Here is an 18,040-nt window from a genome sequence, read left to right as displayed (position 1 = left end):
GCAAACAATAACATGTAATTTAGTTATAAATATCTTAATTAAAACTAAATATTATTTAATTAAATATTTTTGTATGTTTAATAGGTTTTAAAGTTGTAAACAAACGAAATTACGGATTTAAATTCTTTTAAAATACACGAAACAAATTCCTAGTAAAAAATCAAGCTAATAATAATACAAACTAATAAAATAAAATTAAAAATATGTAAAGCTTCAAAAATATTAAAGAAATGATTGTAAAAACTTTAAGTAAAGCCCTAATTTTAGGGCTTTAGACTTAATTAAATATTTTAAATAGTATAAATATAAAAAATGCAGCAGGGGTTGCTTTAAATAGTATAAATGCCATGTTTTTGCTGATATTATTTTTTAACTCATTTTCTGATACATTTTTTCTTGTATTAGCCATCAAATCAAAAGCTACACAATATTTTCCAGCTTTATTTAAATTCTTTTCTGTATTTTCTAGTGATGTTATTAAATCCATTTTATTCTCCTACATGTTTTAAGGTAATATATGGTGATAATTGATAAATATCAAAAATAACTTCGCCGTATTTATTCACCAAAGTTTTTAGATTATGTTCCATTGATGCTAAATCTTTATATGTATTATTTTCTTTAGTAATCGTGCTTTCATAATAACGCCATGATATTATGAAATATACTACGAAAATTATAGCTCCTGTAATTAGACTTGAATTACACGCAAATATCAATGAGATAATAAGAATAATTGTTAAATTGATTGGATAATTTTTACTTTCTTGGTGTATTGTTTTTAGCTCTTGATTAGATTTGTAAACATATCTTAAAAATTCTATACATTCGTAGAAATTTATACAATTTTGCTTTAATCTTTCATAATCAATTTCTACTCCGTTTGCTTGATTTTCTCTACCTATTAATGCCACAGTACCTTTTAGTTTAAATACATTATTGACCGTAATTGTTGAACTTGTATTTGTTGTAGATATTGATGAAGATAAATTATTAGTTATTATGTTGCGATTATAACTTGTATGAGTTTGTGCTGTCTCACTAGCATTCATACTCTTAGTATGTTGAGATCTTACTATATTGATGATAGCATTAAAACCCATAAGACTAACCATTTTCTTAAGGGATTGTTCGGCATCTTCATAGCTAATGTTTGAACTCGTTGATATTTCTAGTTCACTTGCGAATATTACCTGATATCCCCCACCTATAATATCTCCACTATTTATGAGTCTTACGCCTAGCGCCAAATCAAATTTTGGATTTTGTGCTTTTAGCTCTTCAATAGTGCTAACACTATTCATTTGTGACTCCTTTGCTTTGGAATGTTTAAATGAGTATATTAATATTTTTAAATTAAATATGTTTTAATTTAGCTTATTTAAGTTAAAAACATATTTAATAATTTAACTTACCTAAGAACAGGGCAAGAAAGTTAGTTTTTGGCTTATAAATTATGTTTGGTTGAAAATACACTAAATAAATTCTTAGCTGATTACAGCTACTAACCGATAAAATACCGATAAATTAAGCACTAACCATCAATATGAACCAAATACATATCTAAAATTAACCTTTAATTTATAAATTTTATTTATTTAGAAAATTAGATTTATATAACAAACAAATTTTGCCTTTTACTATGTTAAAATGGCTTAAATTAAAAAGGACATAATATGAAACAAATAAATGAAATTCCTATTTCAAATTTCACAAAAATACACGAAATAAATTCCGACACAAAAACAACCAAAAACACCCAAACAATCGAAATTAACGGCACCCCAAACAGCACAGTGACCGACACGCAAATCAATAATAAAGGAGCAATCCAAAGCGTAGCGACCAAGCAACAAAAAGCCGAAAAAGAACTGACCACCAAGCAAAACAAAAGCACCGAAGCAACACAAATCAATCCAACTCAACAAGCCAACCAAACCACCGACACCCCAACCCCCAAAACCACTACCGCCCAGATAAACGCCAAACTCTGGGACGCGTGCAACACCTTCCGCGGGCTAATGGACGGCAGTGATTACAAAGACTACATTCTCACCATGCTATTTATCAAATACCTAAGCGACACCTACACCGAAAAAATCACTGAGCTAAAAGCCAAAAGCTGTGGCATCGACTCAGTCTATAAAGCCCTACTAAATCAACTAGATTTCAAGCTAGAAGCTCATTCAACATTTGCCTACCTACAAGAGCACAAAAACGCCACCAACCTAGGCGAGCTAATCAACACCGCCCTAAGCAGCCTAGAAACGCTAAACAAAGAAAAGCTAGAAGGCATATTCACCCACATAGATTTCAACAACCCTTCCAAGCTAGGCGACACTCAGCAAAGAAACACCACCCTAAAACAGCTCATAAACGACTTCTCAAGCCTTGATTTACGCCCAAGCCGCCTAGAAAACAAAGACATCATAGGCGACGCATACGAGTATCTAATCGCAAAATTCGCAAGCGATTCAGGCAAAAAGGGCGGCGAGTTTTACACCCCTAGCATGGTGAGCGTCCTACTTGCCGAGCTAGTCGGTATCAAAGACGGCGAAGAGATATACGACCCCACTTGTGGCTCAGGCTCACTTTTGCTAAAAGCAAGCCAAAAAGGCACAAACAACTTCATCTACGGACAAGAAAAAAACGCCCAAACCTACGCCCTATGCGTTATGAATATGTTCTTACACAATATCCCAAACCCTAAGATAAAGTGGGGCGACACACTCACAAACCCACTTCACCTAGATGCTAACGGCGATTTAAGACGCTTTAGCAAAATAGTCGCAAACCCACCTTTTAGCCTTGATAAATGGGGCTATGAAGAGCTAAAAGAGGATAGATTTTCAAGGTTTAACTACGGTATGCCACCTAAAAGCAAGGGCGATTATGCCTTTTTACTCCACATGATAAAGTCTTTAAAAAACTGCGGAACTTTAGGCGTAGTAATGCCCCACGGAGTGCTTTTCAGAGGCTCAAGCGAGGGCAAAATAAGAGCAAGTCTTATAAAACAAGGCTACCTAAAAGCCATCATCGGACTTCCAAGCAACCTTTTTTATGGCACGAGCATACCGGCTTGTATAATGATTTTTAGCAAGGAGCAAAACGAAAAAGTGATTTTCATAGACGCAAGTTCGTGCTATGAAAAAGGCAAAAACCAAAACACCCTAAAAGACATTGACAAAATCCTAAACGCCTATCACGGAAACACCGACATAAACGGCTTTTGCAAGGTTGTAAGCCTTGATGAGATAGAGCAAAACGACTTCAATCTAAACATACCAAGATATGTAGTAGCAGAAGATGAAACCTTGCAAATTGACTACGCCGAACTAAAAGAGCAAATAAACAGCCTAAACGCCAAACTAGAACTCTCAAACACCAAATTACAAGGATACCTAAAGGAGCTAGGATTATGAGCATTCCAAAAGGTTGGCAAGAAGTAAGGCTTGGGGATATTATTTCAATTAAATCTGAAAAATATACACCAAATAAAAATGAAGTTAAAAAATGTATTGAATTAGAACATTTAGAGCAAAACACAGGAATATTGCTTGAATACACAAATTCAAATTTGCAAAAAAGCACTAAGAATGTATTTAAAAAAGGACAAGTTTTATTTGGCAAATTAAGACCTTATTTAAAAAAATACTACCTAGCAGAATTTGACGGCGTTTGCTCTAGTGAAATTTGGGTTATGAGTGGCAATAATGTTTTAAATAATTTTTTGTTTTATTTAGTTCAAAGTGATGATTTTATGAATGCGGCTAATATTTCTTGCGGAACTAAAATGCCTAGAGCTGACTGGAAATATATGCAAGAAATAACAATAAAACTCCCACCACTAAAAGAGCAAGAAAAAATTGCCAAGATTTTAAGTAGTTGTGATGAGCATATAAAAAATCTAAAGAATTTGAAATCGGAATTAGAAAAAGAAAAACTCCACCTAATGAACGAGCTACTAAGTGGCAAAACCCGTTTTGCCAACTTCACCACCCCTTGGCAAGAAGTAACTCTTAATGATTTAGGTGCAACTTACAATGGGCTTTCAGGTAAAAAAGCAAAAGATTTTGAAGATGGTAACTCAAATTACATTACATATAAAAATATTTTTGATAATAGGGTTGTAAAAACAAGCATTTTTGAAAAAGTTAAAATCAATGATGATGAAAAACAAAATTTAGTAAAAAAGGGAGATGTATTTTTTACCACTTCATCGGAAACTCCACACGAAGTAGGAACTTCATCTGTTATTTTAGAAGAATGTGAAAACTTATATTTAAATAGTTTTTGCTTTGGTTTTAGACCTAACGAAAGTATAAATTCTGAATATGCTAGTTTTTATTTTAGGAGTTCTATTTTTAGGGAAAAATTAACGAAATTAGCACAAGGTAGCACGAGATACAACCTATCTAAAACTGAATTTTTAAAAATAAAAATACAACTCCCAAGCCTAGAAGAGCAGAAGAAGATAGGGGAAGTCTTAAGTGTGTGTGATAAGCGTTTGGAATGTCTAAACGAGCTAATAACAGCCCAGATCACCCTCAAATCCCACCTCCTCACCGAACTCCTAAGCGGAAATATAAGGGTGATGAATGATTGATTTAAAGCTTGTAAAAAAGGATTTAGAACATATTTTCCAAATTCATTCAAATAGTGATATAAAGATTGAATTAACAAAAAATATTAATGAATTGTCTATTTATATCAAAGGTAAAAGCAGTGGTTCTACAATAAATCAAATAAGAGCTAAAAAAATTTTTGATACTTCTATTGTAAAGCTTTTAAAATTTGAAAATATTAATTTTGAAAATAATGCTGAAATTTTTTCTATTTTAGCTTTATTTTCAGATAAGTATCAATTCGTGAATTCTGAAGAAGAATATAATGTTTTTAATACTCATATATTAAAAACAAGATTAAAAATATCATCTTCCGTATTTTTTTGTAATTGTAGTTTTAATGCTAATTTAAATAAGGATGAAGTCAATATGATAAAAAATATTGATTTTTTAAATATTTTAAGTTTTAAAGAGTGTATTTTTTATCAAAAAGCATGGTTTTATGGTAATGATTTTAAATTAGGTGTAGAATTTATAGAATGCGAATATAAGAATGATTTATATTTTTTCAATACATCATTTAATGATTTTCCTATGATAGAAGCTAAAAAAAATAATAATTTTCAAATTAGCTTTATTGATGTTGTTTTTAAAAGTAATGTTGAATTGTATAGATATGACATTTTAAATATACAAAGCATAAATTTTACATCTGTAAAATTTGAAAAAAGATTGCTTTTAAGTTATTTGACAGATAGAGTGGTTTACGATGTTGAGCTTAATTTGTTTAATGTGAAATTTTATGAACCTATGGTATTTGTAAACTTAGATTTTAATGGTGGCTTTAATTTTAAATATCTTTCGTTTTATTCTGAAGTATTTTTTGATAGTTGTATCATACAAGATGAAATTTTTTATTTAGCACATATGGAATTTAAAGATGAGATATCATTAAAAGATATTGTTTTTGAGGATGTGAAAATCATAATTCATGATGTGCATTTTTATAAAAATTTTAGTTTAAGTAAATTTTATAAAAACGATTATGAGTATAACTTTTTATCACATGGGCTTGACGATAATATCAAATTTTTAACCAAAGATGTTGGTATTTATAATTGTATTTTTGATGGAGTTTTTGAATTTAACAATTATGTTGTAAATGGAAAGATTGATATAAATAATTGTGTTTTCAATCATGATGTTTCTTTTTTCCAAAACACCTTTAATAATATTTTTTTATTTATTAGCAATACGGTAAAGGCAAATATTCATTTTTCTTGTTCTAATTTTGAATTTTCACCACATTTTAACTCTTCCGTATTTGATAAGCTTATAAATTTATATAAAGTTGAGTTTAAAAAAAGTCCAAATTTTTATTCTACTAGTTTTTCAAATAGCGTTGTTTTTAATTTAAATTTAACAAATATAAATAAAAAAAATATAGAAGACTTGAAATATGAATTTTTGGAAAATATACATGATGAAAAACCAACACTAGATAACCTTACACCAATAAAAGGCGTTAGAGAATGTTTAAAAATCTTTAAAGATGCTTTGCTTAAAACAAACAATATTCTAGAAGCTAGTAAATATAAAGTTTTGGAACTTTACGCAAAAGAAGTTGAGCTTGATTATAAGTTAGAGCATAAAAAAGAGCTAGAAGAAAAAATCACTATCAAAGAACAATTTGACAGATGGTTTTTGAAATTAAATAGAGCCACAAGCGACCATCATACCGATTTTTTAAAGATACTTTTATTTACATTGAGTGTTATAGGGTGTTTTTTCTTAATAAATATAATCTTAGCAAATCCAATAACGAATTTTGGTGATTACTACAATACTATTAAAGCTTTTACATTGAAAGACTTTTTTAATCCGAAAGTTATTTTTAACTTATATATAGTCTTGTCTTTATTGATTAATTTTTATTTTATGTGTAGGTATTTAATTATTTATATTAAATATTGTAAAAATAAGCATATTGGGATTACTGGTTTAATATTTGCCTTATTAAGTGTTGTGTATTGTATTTTTATAGTAGCAACGACAAGCGATGAGGTTGTGCTGACTTTACTTTTACCAATATTGTTTTTATCTTTTATTTTTATAATATTTCGTTTTCAAGATAGCTTGTTATATGAAAGTTTAAATTTAATAGCATCGTTAGGTGTTGTAGGGATATTGTATAGCCCTAGCATAATAACCCCATTTTTAGGGGCGTTTTCAGAAGATGCGAGAAATCATTATCTATATAAAGCCATAGATAAGCTAGATGATAAAAAGGCATTAGAACTAGCTATAATAATACTTCCAAATGACAAGGATTTAAAAGAATTTGAACCTAGTAAAACCATTTTGAGTAAAAACGCCAAACTAGAACAAATCAGCATTTTTGATAAAACGGATTTAAGTGTTAATTTTATCTACGAGCAATCAAATCAAGATAAAAACGAGCAAAGCATTTATAAGGCTAAAAAGATTTTAAAAGACTACAAAGACGAGCTAAAATCATCAAAGTTGTTAAATGAAAGCCCAGAGCTAAAACGAGCCGTAGCGATAGATGGTGGGGTTTCAAGGCTTAATATAGCTTATTATTTAGTCCTTGTGTTTTGTATATTTGCCTTGCAAAAAACAATGCGTAAAAACTCCATAATCCCAAGCTAAAACCAAATTTCGTTTGTTTGCTTAAACTTGCCGAACAAACGAAATTCCGAATTTAAATTCCAAAATACATAAAATAATTTTTGATATTTTATAGACTTGTAAAATTCATTTAGCTATAACCAAATAAAAGTGTATTAATTTTTGGTTTTATTTCTTGGTATGCTATTAGGATATAAATTTAGTTTTAAAAAAATTGAAGATGTAATTTTTCAATTTAAATCTTTATTATTTTTTAAGATTTATTGAAAATTAAATTTAAAATTTTGATTCGTAGATTTTATTTTAGAATTGCGGTATTTTTCTAAATTATTTTTATAGCATAAATATATGAGAATATTTAAAAAATTAATTTAGTTTTTATGTTATACTTAACTATAAATATTATATAAATAAGGATTTGAATGAAAGAGCAATCGTTAGATGGGCATAAGCCTATAGGTGATAATAAGTCTGCATTAAAGTCAATTAAAATTAAAGGTTTATTTGGTAAATATAACTATGAAATTAATTTCAACAAGGGTATGATGATTTTAGTTTCAGAAAACGGAATCGGCAAGACAACAATTTTAAAAATCATAGTAGCTATTTTAAATAATAATTTTGAAATGCTTAATGATATTAATTTTAAAACCATAACCATTCAAATATCAGAAGAAAATTTTACAATTCAAAATATTAATAATATAAGCTTATCTGAATTTATAAAAAAGGTAAAAAACAGTACAATACTAAAGTTGGAAATTGAATCTGTTATGAGAAGGGATAATCTTACAGAAGATATTAGTCTTGGTAAATTTATACGCATAATGAAAAGATATAACTTACCATTAAAGAGATTTTTAGAAACAGCAATAAATGAATTGACGATTAAACCTAATTTTACCCGAATTGAAGAAGAAAATTTATTCTATCCAACATATAGGCGCATAGAGGATAAATTACACCAAAAGATAAAAAGTAGATATTCAAGAGAAATTGAAGACTATAGAATTGCACAAGAGTATAAAAATTTTTATTCAGAATATATTAATTTTGGAATGAATGATGTTAGTAAAACAATCAATAGTTTATTGGGAATATTAAAAACAGAAGCAAATATAGCTTATACTCAAATGAATGCTAATGTAATTAATTATTTTTTGGGAGAAAAAGTAGAAAGTATTAAAAACTATGAAAAATTAGATATGCGTAAAGTAGAAGTAATCATGACAAGAATAGGAGAAAAGGATACTATATATAAATTAAAAGCAAAGTTAAAGAGTGATAATAAAAATGAAACAAATATTACCGCATTTTTAAAATTTTATATTCAAAAATTAATAAATATATATGACTCGCAGCAGAAAATAGAAAAAAAATTAACTCAATTTACAGAAGTTTGTTCTGAATATTTAAGAAGAAAAAAAATGGAATATGACGATTTAAAACTTACTGTAAAAATTTTAGATGAAGATGATAAAGAAATAAAATTAGATGATTTATCTTCTGGAGAAAAGCAAATTATATCAATATTCTCAAAAGTATATTTAGATATAGAAACTCCACATATACTAATTATAGATGAACCTGAATTATCTCTTTCGATAGCTTGGCAAAAAAGATTTTTAAGAGATATTTATGATTCTGGAAATATATCGTTGTTAATAGCTACTACACATTCACCTTTTATATTTAAAGATGGACTCTTGGATTATGTAATAGAATTAGATAGTTTTGAGATGGATTCATAATGTTAAAAGCTAAAATGTTATATGAAGCCAATTGTATTGAAGCAATTATTATGGATTGTATAAATCGTAGCAGTGAAACAGATGTGTTTATTTTTTATGAAGGAAAGGATGATGTGCATTATTATCTTCATAGAGTTAAAGAAATTACTGGATATAAAAAAGTCGTTGATTATTTTTGTAGAGGCAAGGAAAAGGTTATTGAGTTACATGCAAAATTAGCTAACGGAACAATTGTGCTGAAAAATAAACCAAAAATGTATTTTATAGATAAAGATTTTGATGACAATGATAATATAAGTAAAGATATTTATATAACAGATACCTATTCTATAGAAAATTTATATATAAGTGAAAGTGCAATTAAAGAAATACTTAAATACGTAATAGGTATAAATAATTCAGAACGTGAAAAATTAAAAATACTTGAAAATGAAGTTAAGGAGCTAATGGAAAAAATATATTCTTTCGCAAATGAAATTTTGCTAGTAAATGCATTTTATTCATTGCAAAGAAAAAAATCTATATCATCGTAAAAAAAACCAAATTTAGGTTCTATTAAAAATATGGAGCAGGTTAAAAATTTAGATACATTAGATAAGATTAAAAAACATGTTGGAACTTATATAGAAGTATCAGACAATGAAATAGAAGAAGAGAAAGATAAATTAAAAACAAATTTAATTGAGAATTTACGAGGAAAGTATTTATTGGAATTTGCAGTAAAGGTTTTAAGAAAATTTTTTGATAAAATTAATGCAAATAAAAAATTGGAGTTGTCAAAACAAAAAATTTCATATAATTTATCGTATGAAAATATTATTTTATCGTACACACACTGTATTGATACCCCAGAAAAATTAAGAAGCTATATAAAAGAAAGAATGAAATTATATCAAAATAATACATAAAATAAATTCTCAAATACGAAAATAAATTCTAGGCTTTAAAATTGTTTTGTGGGGTTATTTATCTTGATTTAGCTTTAAATTTCGTTTGTTTGTGGCTTTACAAGGCTATTAAAAGCATTTATAAATAAACGAAATTCCGAATTTAAATTCCAAATACGAAAATAAATTCCAAAGCCAAACAAGTGACATTTGGGGCTTTGTGGAATTTATTTCGTGTATTTTTGGAAATTTATAAGCCCTAAACATACGAAATTCATTTCAACAAAAAAAGGAATTTAAAATAGGAATTTCGTTTGTTTGGATTTAGCTAAAACATACGAAAATTATGGATAAGTTTAAAAAATACACAAAATAAATTCTCAAATACGAAAATAAATTTCAAGCTTTAAATCCCAAAATACGATATAAAATTCCACAAAAAATACCCGAAATAAATTCCCGCTACGCAAGGGCTTTTGCATTTAGCCTAAATTAATGCAAGTTGTTTAAAATGTATTTAAAATTTCAAAAGGCGTGGCGATGGATTTTAGTATAGAAAGCAATGTAAAAGCGTATTTTATAGACACTTTAAAGGATTTGGGCTGGCAGTATCTAAGCGAAAAAGAATGCAACGAGCTTAGGCAAAACGACTTTAATGAGCCTTTGCTTTTAGCTAAGCTTAAGGAGTTTTTAAGGACAAATTATCAGCTAAGCGATGATGAGCTCATCATAATGATAAACAAGCTAAAAGCCTCAATTACCAGCCTAATCACAGCCAACGAAACCATCACAAAGCTTATTTTACTTGGCGAAGGCTTGGAGCAAAAAGGCAAACCTTCAAGGCATATAAACTACATAGATTACGAAAATCCGTCTAAAAATTCATTCATAATCACAGAAGAATTTAGCCTTACAAACGCTAAAAACGAGCAAAAGAAAAGCACTAGGATTGATTTGGTGCTGTTTGTAAATGGTATCCCGCTTGTTAGCATTGAGCTTAAAAACTCGTGCGTTGGGGCAAACGAAGCGATAAACCAACTCCTAAACCACCAGCACCCAGATAGGATTGAAAACTTTTATAAGTTCATTCAGCTTTGCGTTGCAAGTTGTGGCACTATCACTAAATACGGCACAACGCTAACGCCTAGCAAATTTTACAATGTCTTTAAGGATAAAAGTAGCGATGATAGCGTAAAAGTACTTTGTAACAATATCTTAAAGCCTAGAAATTTACTTGAGTTTATAAGTGATTTTATATTTTTTAGCAAGTCTAAAGACAAAACTAACAAAATCGCAAGCCGTTATCAACAATATTTTGGCATAAAAGAAGTGATAAAAGCTATCAAAGATAAGCACGGCGGTCTAGTATGGCACACTCAAGGCAGCGGCAAAAGCTACACAATGCTAATGCTAGTAAATATCCTAGCTAGGCTAAATAGCACAGCCCAAAAAATCATCATCACAGATAGGATAGAACTAGATGAGCAAATCTTTGCGACCATAAACGGCACGGCAAATCTTGACACCTTGCACCACGCCAAAAACACAAGCCACTTAAACGAGCTTTTAAACGATGATGGAGTGGGGCTTATCATGACTACGATTTTTAAATTTAGCGATTTAAAAGATATAAAAAATAGAACAAGATTTATCCTAATAGATGAAGCCCATAGAAGCCAAAACGGAGAACTTCATATGCAAATGCTTGATAACTTAGGCGAAAATGCCTATATCATAGCATTTACAGGAACGCCGCTTTTATCTAAAGAAAAATCAAGCATAGCAAAATACGGCGGACTTTTGCATACTTATAATATCGGCGAAGCAGTAGAAGATGGAGCTACCTTGCCACTTTTGTATGAAAATAAAATGATAGAGCTTGGTCTTAGCGATAAAGACGAGCTAGAAAAAAGATTTGATGAGCTAACACTTGGGCTTAGTAATGAGAAAAAAGAGCAAATCAAGCAAAAATGGGCGAAAATTAAAAAGCTTCATACTTCAATTTCTAGGCTTGAATACATCGCACTTGATATAAACGAAGACTTCAAACAAAGCCTTAAAAATACGCCATTTAACGCTATGCTAGCAACTAATTCTAAGTTTGAGGCGATGAAATATTATAAAGTTTTTAAAGAGCTTGGGGATTTGGAAGTTAGGGTCGTGATATCTACAAACACAGGAGAAGAAAACGAAGGCGAGCAAGAAAAGTGGGTAAGCGATGAGTATGCAAAGCTAAATCATGCAGAGTATGAAGAGCAGTGCAAGAGTGATTTTAAGGATAGGAAAGTGGATTTGCTAATCGTGGTAGATAAGCTACTTACGGGCTTTGACGCTCCATGTGCTAAAAAACTTTATATAGATAAAAACCTAAAAGAACACAACCTACTTCAAGCCATAGCAAGGGTAAATAGGCTAAAAGAGGGCAAAGATGAGGGGATAATCGTGGATTTCAGGGGGCTACTTAGTGAGCTTGATACCACGCTTAGTAGATACGACGCGCTTAGCGGATATGATGAGAGTGATTTGGTGGGGGCGGTTTTTAAAATAGACAGCTCTTTAGATGATATGTGGGAGAGCCTAGCCGTGCTTGATGAGATGTTTGCAGGGCTTGATGATGAAGTAAAAAAGCTAAAAGTTTTAAAGGATTTATCATTTAGGGATAGGTTTTGCAAGGTTTTAGCAAGGTTTAGCAACCTTGTGGGTGTGGTGCTAAATACTCGTAAGCTAAGGGCAAGTTTAAGCGAAGATGAAAAGGAGAAAATCAAGGCAAGTCTTAAAAAATACTTAAGCCTAAGGCGAACGGCTCGGGTCTTTTATGCTGAGGATTTTAGCCTAAAAGAATACGAGCAAAGTATGCAAAAGCTATTAGATGAGCATTTAAAAGTAGGGCAAATTTATATGCTAAATGAACCGCTTGACATACTAAGTGATGATTTTTCAAGGGTGGCAGGTGATTTTAGTGATGAGGTGAAGGCTCATGGAAAGCTAAACGCACTAGAAAAAGAAGTGAAAAAATATGAAGTAATAAATCCTGAAATTTTTGTAAGATTTAGTGCGAGAATAGAGGAGATTTTAGAAGATTATAGGGCAAAAAGGCTTAGCGAGAGCGAGTTTTATAAGCTTAGCTGTGATTTGGCTAAGGATTTTAAAAAGGATTTGACAGATGATCCACTTGAGCGTAATCTTGCTAGGGATTTTGATAAGGATGATGTGGGGCAAATCATTGCCTTGCTTGATAGTGAGTTTGGCAAGTTTTCTAATGTGCCTGAATTTGATGAAAGTATCAAAAACAAAATCGCAACCGAGCTTATAGTAAAAATGCTGCCATTTTTAACAAAAATCAACAAATTAAACGACATAGAAAACTACATAAACTCCCTAATCAAAATCTATCTAGGCAAACGCGGTAAGTAGTTAGAAGTGGTTAATTTATTTGGAAGAGTTGGATGCTAAATTATGTAAGCGATGAAAGTATCATCGCTTGTAGTTTATTTCTTTACTAATCCAATTTGTAAATCATCAATATTAAATCCAAATTCATTTAAAACACTTTCTGTAATTTTGCATATCCTATCTAAAGGTATTGATTTTTCAACCCATACATTTTCTTTGAATTTAATAGGATTTCTCATATTTTCATCTTCTTGATTGCTGATATAGACATGTTTATTTTTTGTTGTATCGGGAACATATGAATGCTGATTTGCTGCTAAATTTGTTAGTTTATTAGGATCGATTTCATCCAATATTTTTAATAAATCTAAAAATAAAGTAGTAAAATTATCAGCATAATGTGTTATATTTTGAAACCTAAAGCAATCTAAAGTTTTCTTTTTAATGTTGTCATATTTTAATGTAACAAAATCTAAATTATTAAATGCAATATCTTCATCTTTTACGGTATCAACTTTGTATTTTTTGGCAAAAAATTCTGCTAGTCTTTTACCTCTTGCTTCAATTTTATCGAATGTCCAATGTTCTTCTGATATCACATCTTTATTTAAAAATATAGCTTTTGAAAGTTTTAATGTTTTGATTTTTTCTTGAAAACTTTTATTGCTAAGTGTCGAGTTGTAGCCAGTAACTGTTAGGTTACCTAGCTTATGGATATACTCTTCATATTTATCAATATTTCCTAATTCGTTCTCCTACTCTTTAGTAAGGGCTTGTGGCATTATGTGTTCTATGCTTATGTTATCAGCATCAAGCATTTTTTCTTTTGAGCTTGAATTTTCAATATCCATTAATATAAATTTACATAATTTTGCTTTTCTATATATGTTAATTTTGCTAAGTGAAGTTTGAAATTCTCTAAATGTTGGTATTTTATCTTTTGAATAAATGGTTTGAAAAAATTTAATAATAGCATTGCAATATTTATCATTATCTTTATTTTTTTGAACTTTAAAAACTCTGTTATACAGTGTTGCAAACAATCCTCTTAATGCTTTTGAGTCAATTTCACACACAAGCTTATGTAATAAATAAGATAATAAAAACTCCAATACTTTTATTAGCGTTGATTCTTCTATTATCTTTTTTTTCAAAATCATTAAAAATATGAAGTAAAAATGGAAACAATGTTTTTTGGTCTATATAATCATATGATTTTAAAATTTCTTGAATTGATTTTGAATAAATTTTATTACCTATAAAAGCAGAAAAAATTCTTGCGTTAATTTTTAATTCGCTAAGTATCTCTTCTTGGCTTTTATCATAATTTTTAAAAAATTTAACAAATGCATTATATAGCTTTTTTTCATTTACTATATTATTTGTTTTATAGATTAAAAAAGTAGTAAAAAAATTATTAACCTCTGAATAATCATTATTTACTCTAAGCATCTCTTCTATTTTTTGCCAATATTCTAGATATAAATATTCTTGATTAATCTGCATTCATAAGTAGAAAATTTCTAATTAAATCGGCTTGAGTAAGCTCTAATCCTGTTGAATTTATACTTTCAAAGATGATTTGTGGATCATCTTTTCCTTGTTCTAATACTATTTCAACGATTTCTAAACTAAATAATGCTTCTAAAATTTGATTTGGAGTTAAAGAATTTTCATTTATGAGTTTTTCTAAATATTTTTTACAAAATTCATAATTTCTATATATGTTTGAATCTTTATTAACGTTTTCATCATTTTTTAATAGCATTGTAAACTGTTCATTATCTGTTTTAATAGGTTTTAATTTAATTTTAAACTCTTCATCACAATATTTATTGTAAAAATTCATTATCAATTTGTTCCGCACTTTTATCATTTATTGTGAGTGCAATATCACGAAGCGCTTTCAAAGCAAGCATAATCGTTGTTAGTCTTTGTTGTCCATCAATTATTATATATTTTTGAAATGAAGCACTTGTCTTTTTGTCAGACATATACACAATTGTGCCAAGAAAATGCTTTTCTCCTGTTTCTACAATATCCTTAATATCACTCATAAGTTTTTGCAATTTTCAACAGACCAATCATAATTTCTTTGATAAACCGGTATTTGAAATTGAACTCTGTTAGACCCTATAACATCAGGGATAAACCATAATCTTCTTGCATCCATATTTTCTCCTTTTATTTGTATTCTTCAAAATTTAAAAAATCAGACACTCTAATAACAATACTACCCTCTTTACGAATCATTTTTCCATTTGTGAAAAATGAAACCTTATAAAGCTTGTCATTATTGGTATGATTTTGGAATTTTTCTCCTAAATTTTTATTAACATCATGTGTTATGCTTAATAATGTTAAAAGCATATTATTTTCATAATGTTTTAATTTTAAAAAGTATTTATCTATTTTATAACCTTGTTTTTTAACTATTTTTTCTATTTTACAAATACCAAAGTAAAACACATCCTGTGATTGTTTAGGAATAATTTTCTTTTTATTATTTGTAAAATTGTGACGACTTTCGTCTGTGGTTGTATTATTTCTACATTTAACATCTGTACTATTTTTGAAATAATCATCATCCTTGAGATTTTTATCTTCATTGCTTTCGCCATCAATATTTGCTTGATTTAGTTTAAAATTTTTTAATAGATTCTTTAATTTATTTTTAATATCATCTATTCTTTCAGGATCAATATCCTTTGGTTTTTTTGCTGAATTATATTTTATATCATCTGTAATCTTCGAACATTTTTCATCATGTATTTGTTTGTTGCTAGTTTGTAAAAAAGTATTTTTTTTATGAACAAGTTTAAGTTTTGCTACTTTACATTCAGGGCAAAAAATATCATGTTTATCAAGTTTGCCTTGTTTATCTAATTCAATCATTTCTTTTAAAGAAATAGTTTCTCCCAATTTTTTTAAATATCCTGAATCAAATTTTACCATTTTTTATCTCCTTTATTGAATATTAGTTATTAAAATTATCAATCTAAGTTGATAATTTTTTGTTCTATGTTGTTTCTTTTTTTATTTTCTTCACTATATTTTTTAATTACGCTAACAATTTCTGAGTGAAGACTTAAAATTTTATCTCTTAGCTTGAAGTCAATATTTTCTATAACTAGTTCTTTTATATATTCCGTACACTGTTCTAAAATATCATCATTTAAATTTTTATTTTTTTTATTATACTCATGTTTATTTTTTATCATGTTATTATTTTCTAAAACCACTGAACAAGTGCAAAAATTTATGTATTTTTTAATAACATTACTATTTAAATTAGAATATTTTTTTATCATATTATCTTCAATATTATCTATATTTTTTTTAGTAAGTTTTTTACTTATATTGTTGTAATTTATATCAAATAAATTTATAGATCTATTTTTTATCAGCTCTTCAAAAATAAGTGTGTTTTCCATGTTTTTATGATTAAACATTAAAAAAGAGCAATATTGTTCTATTTTATTTAATGAAGATATTATACTTTTATTTTCTGGATTAGCTAGTTCTCGTAAATTTTTTAATTTATTAAACTCCACATCAACTTCTCCATTTTCATCAAAATTGAATTTTTGACTATATTTTTTTTCATACTCTTTTCCTAAGTAGGTTATAGCAATATAATTTTTTTCAATTTGATCTCGACTTACAGTTATACCATTTTTTTTCTGAATACTCAAAATTGTTTCTATTAAAGGTTTACTATTTAAATCCATTTTTTCTCCTTAATTAATATATAATGTCTTAATAAAGACACAAGTGTTTTAATTTTTGATAATAATATATTATTTTATATTAAGAGTCAAATTTTTTAGATAAATTTAAATATTTCTCTTTTGATTATGATAAAAGAGGTTAAAAGTATGATATTTACACTATTAAGAATCATAAATAATAATTTTATTTATATTTTTTATTCTATAATATGATTAATCTTACTTCACAAATGCTATATTGCTTACAAGTATGCTACTTTAATAGATTAATATTTTGTGAAGTTTTAAAATATGGGGAAAATGATTACTTGTTATTTGATAGATTATGTGGATGGTAGGGTAAAATGTCATACTGGACGGGAGCGGATTTTAAAAAGACTAAAACAGTATTTACAAAACAAAGAAAAGAACTTTTTTATCACAGTTTTATTAATTACTACAAATAACAATTCATTGGGTGCAACCGAGATTGGCTATCTTGAAAACACTCTTTATAATACCTTAAAAACAGCTAGTATTTGCACCATAGCAAACAGCGTAGAGCCAACTATCGGAAATATAAGCGAAGAAAAGCAAAGCGAAATGATGGATTTTTTAAACACAGCCAAACTTATGTGTGAGACTTTAGGATTTTTTGTATTTTCTAAGCCAAAGGATGTAGCGATGATTAGCGATGATAATATGCTGTATTTTAAAAACGCTATGTGCAAAAAGGTAGAAAACGGCTTTTTAGTTTTAAAAGGTAGCGAAGTAGTTAGAAAATATTATGATTATGTTTCATCAAGTGTAAAAAAAGCCATGGAAAATGCCAAAGTAGATGATAATAGAATTTTATTAGAATATATGTTTTTTAATAGCTCTTATTATGTGGCAGCTTTTATAACAGGTAAAAACTAAAACGGACTCATCTTTTGGAAAAATAAAAGCGGAATAAGTCTAAAAGAGTTTATTTGATAAAAGAATTTCAAATAGGAATTTTGTTTGCTTGTGATTTTAAAAATTTAATCGAACAAATGAAATTATGGTATATTTTTGAAAAATATTGGATAAAAATGGCTTATGAG

15 protein-coding genes and 1 pseudogene are annotated in these 18,040 nt (G+C 28.4%); 8 read left to right on the top strand and 8 right to left on the bottom strand.

Annotation, left to right across the window (positions count from 1 at the left end; genetic code table 11):
• Nucleotides 1–277: 277 nt before the first annotated feature.
• Nucleotides 278–487, bottom strand: a complete 210-nt coding sequence (locus AVBRAN9331_RS08765) for a hypothetical protein (RefSeq protein ID WP_214117673.1) — start codon at nt 485–487, stop codon at nt 278–280.
• A gap of 1 nt (nt 488) precedes the next feature.
• Nucleotides 489–1,304: a hypothetical protein gene (locus tag AVBRAN9331_RS08760; RefSeq protein WP_336612836.1), complete on the bottom strand. Its 816-nt coding sequence runs from the start codon at nt 1,302–1,304 to the stop codon at nt 489–491.
• 606 nt (nt 1,305–1,910) lie between these two features.
• On the opposite strand from AVBRAN9331_RS08760, the gene AVBRAN9331_RS08755 reads away from it, so the two are divergent.
• The 7 genes from AVBRAN9331_RS08755 to AVBRAN9331_RS08725 all read left to right on the top strand — a co-directional run bounded on the left by AVBRAN9331_RS08755 (nt 1,911) and on the right by AVBRAN9331_RS08725 (nt 13,266).
• Entirely contained in the window at nt 1,911–3,422 is a 1,512-nt protein-coding gene (locus AVBRAN9331_RS08755; RefSeq protein ID WP_336612843.1) for a type I restriction-modification system subunit M, read from the top strand.
• Nucleotides 3,419–4,606 (top strand): restriction endonuclease subunit S, encoded by a 1,188-nt coding sequence (locus AVBRAN9331_RS08750; protein ID WP_336612835.1) that lies wholly within the window; start codon nt 3,419–3,421, stop codon nt 4,604–4,606. The genes AVBRAN9331_RS08755 and AVBRAN9331_RS08750 overlap by 4 nt, the downstream gene beginning before the upstream one ends.
• Nucleotides 4,599–7,235, top strand: coding sequence for a hypothetical protein (locus AVBRAN9331_RS08745; RefSeq protein ID WP_336612834.1), 2,637 nt, complete (start codon nt 4,599–4,601; stop codon nt 7,233–7,235). Before AVBRAN9331_RS08750 ends, AVBRAN9331_RS08745 begins: the two co-directional genes overlap by 8 nt.
• Before the next feature lie 401 nt (nt 7,236–7,636).
• Nucleotides 7,637–8,965: an AAA family ATPase gene (locus tag AVBRAN9331_RS08740; protein WP_336612833.1), complete on the top strand. Its 1,329-nt coding sequence runs from the start codon at nt 7,637–7,639 to the stop codon at nt 8,963–8,965.
• Entirely contained in the window at nt 8,965–9,498 is a 534-nt protein-coding gene (locus tag AVBRAN9331_RS08735) for a DUF4435 domain-containing protein (protein WP_336612832.1), read from the top strand. The genes AVBRAN9331_RS08740 and AVBRAN9331_RS08735 overlap by 1 nt, the downstream gene beginning before the upstream one ends.
• A 30-nt stretch (nt 9,499–9,528) precedes the next feature.
• Complete coding sequence (locus AVBRAN9331_RS08730; RefSeq protein WP_336612831.1) at nt 9,529–9,873, top strand: hypothetical protein; 345 nt, start codon at nt 9,529–9,531, stop codon at nt 9,871–9,873.
• A gap of 519 nt (nt 9,874–10,392) precedes the next feature.
• On the top strand, nt 10,393–13,266 hold the full coding sequence (locus tag AVBRAN9331_RS08725; protein ID WP_336612830.1) for a type I restriction endonuclease subunit R: 2,874 nt from the start codon (nt 10,393–10,395) through the stop codon (nt 13,264–13,266).
• Nucleotides 13,267–13,340: 74 nt separating this feature from the next.
• On the opposite strand, the pseudogene AVBRAN9331_RS08720 reads toward AVBRAN9331_RS08725, so the two are convergent.
• From AVBRAN9331_RS08720 to AVBRAN9331_RS08695, 6 genes and pseudogenes are all read right to left on the bottom strand, one after another.
• Nucleotides 13,341–14,321 (bottom strand): annotated as a pseudogene (locus AVBRAN9331_RS08720) (HNH endonuclease family protein).
• A 4-nt stretch (nt 14,322–14,325) separates the two neighbouring features.
• The gene (locus tag AVBRAN9331_RS08715; protein ID WP_336612829.1) at nt 14,326–14,751 is read right to left on the bottom strand and encodes a hypothetical protein; all 426 of its coding nucleotides are present in this window, start codon (nt 14,749–14,751) and stop codon (nt 14,326–14,328) included.
• Nucleotides 14,741–15,094, bottom strand: coding sequence for a DUF262 domain-containing protein (locus AVBRAN9331_RS08710; protein WP_336612828.1), 354 nt, complete (start codon nt 15,092–15,094; stop codon nt 14,741–14,743). Before AVBRAN9331_RS08710 ends, AVBRAN9331_RS08715 begins: the two co-directional genes overlap by 11 nt.
• On the bottom strand, nt 15,078–15,302 hold the full coding sequence (locus AVBRAN9331_RS08705) for a DUF262 domain-containing protein (RefSeq protein WP_336612827.1): 225 nt from the start codon (nt 15,300–15,302) through the stop codon (nt 15,078–15,080). The genes AVBRAN9331_RS08710 and AVBRAN9331_RS08705 overlap by 17 nt, the downstream gene beginning before the upstream one ends.
• Before the next feature lie 127 nt (nt 15,303–15,429).
• The gene (locus AVBRAN9331_RS08700; RefSeq protein ID WP_336612826.1) at nt 15,430–16,200 is read right to left on the bottom strand and encodes a hypothetical protein; all 771 of its coding nucleotides are present in this window, start codon (nt 16,198–16,200) and stop codon (nt 15,430–15,432) included.
• A 38-nt stretch (nt 16,201–16,238) separates the two neighbouring features.
• Nucleotides 16,239–16,976 carry a hypothetical protein gene (locus AVBRAN9331_RS08695; RefSeq protein WP_336612825.1) on the bottom strand — a complete coding sequence of 246 codons (738 nt, stop codon included), beginning with the start codon at nt 16,974–16,976 and terminating at the stop codon, nt 16,239–16,241.
• A 291-nt stretch (nt 16,977–17,267) separates the two neighbouring features.
• Here AVBRAN9331_RS08695 and AVBRAN9331_RS08690 point away from each other — a divergent pair, with 291 nt between their 5' ends.
• Nucleotides 17,268–17,873 (top strand): hypothetical protein, encoded by a 606-nt coding sequence (locus AVBRAN9331_RS08690; RefSeq protein ID WP_336612824.1) that lies wholly within the window; start codon nt 17,268–17,270, stop codon nt 17,871–17,873.
• The last annotated feature ends 167 nt before the right edge of the window (nt 17,874–18,040 follow it).

Origin of the sequence: Campylobacter sp. RM9331, assembly GCF_020137685.1 — a bacterium.
Classification (GTDB): domain Bacteria; phylum Campylobacterota; class Campylobacteria; order Campylobacterales; family Campylobacteraceae; genus Campylobacter_E.
The sequence above is the reverse complement of the archived record's forward strand: the minus strand, read 5'-3'. Positions and strand labels throughout refer to the sequence as shown.

Bases quoted from the DNA above. Each gene is read 5' to 3' on its own strand.
- AVBRAN9331_RS08765 (WP_214117673.1), bottom strand. From the start codon at position 487: ATGGATTTAATAACATCACTAGAAAATACAGAAAAGAATTTAAATAAA.
- AVBRAN9331_RS08760 (WP_336612836.1), bottom strand. From the start codon at position 1,304: ATGAATAGTGTTAGCACTATTGAAGAGCTAAAAGCACAAAATCCAAAA.
- AVBRAN9331_RS08750 (WP_336612835.1), top strand. From the start codon at position 3,419: ATGAGCATTCCAAAAGGTTGGCAAGAAGTAAGGCTTGGGGATATTATT.
- AVBRAN9331_RS08745 (WP_336612834.1), top strand. From the start codon at position 4,599: ATGATTGATTTAAAGCTTGTAAAAAAGGATTTAGAACATATTTTCCAA.
- AVBRAN9331_RS08740 (WP_336612833.1), top strand. From the start codon at position 7,637: ATGAAAGAGCAATCGTTAGATGGGCATAAGCCTATAGGTGATAATAAG.
- AVBRAN9331_RS08735 (WP_336612832.1), top strand. From the start codon at position 8,965: ATGTTAAAAGCTAAAATGTTATATGAAGCCAATTGTATTGAAGCAATT.
- AVBRAN9331_RS08730 (WP_336612831.1), top strand. From the start codon at position 9,529: ATGGAGCAGGTTAAAAATTTAGATACATTAGATAAGATTAAAAAACAT.
- AVBRAN9331_RS08725 (WP_336612830.1), top strand. From the start codon at position 10,393: ATGGATTTTAGTATAGAAAGCAATGTAAAAGCGTATTTTATAGACACT.
- AVBRAN9331_RS08715 (WP_336612829.1), bottom strand. From the start codon at position 14,751: ATGCAGATTAATCAAGAATATTTATATCTAGAATATTGGCAAAAAATA.
- AVBRAN9331_RS08710 (WP_336612828.1), bottom strand. From the start codon at position 15,094: ATGAATTTTTACAATAAATATTGTGATGAAGAGTTTAAAATTAAATTA.
- AVBRAN9331_RS08705 (WP_336612827.1), bottom strand. From the start codon at position 15,302: ATGAGTGATATTAAGGATATTGTAGAAACAGGAGAAAAGCATTTTCTT.
- AVBRAN9331_RS08700 (WP_336612826.1), bottom strand. From the start codon at position 16,200: ATGGTAAAATTTGATTCAGGATATTTAAAAAAATTGGGAGAAACTATT.
- AVBRAN9331_RS08695 (WP_336612825.1), bottom strand. From the start codon at position 16,976: ATGGATTTAAATAGTAAACCTTTAATAGAAACAATTTTGAGTATTCAG.
- AVBRAN9331_RS08690 (WP_336612824.1), top strand. From the start codon at position 17,268: ATGGGGAAAATGATTACTTGTTATTTGATAGATTATGTGGATGGTAGG.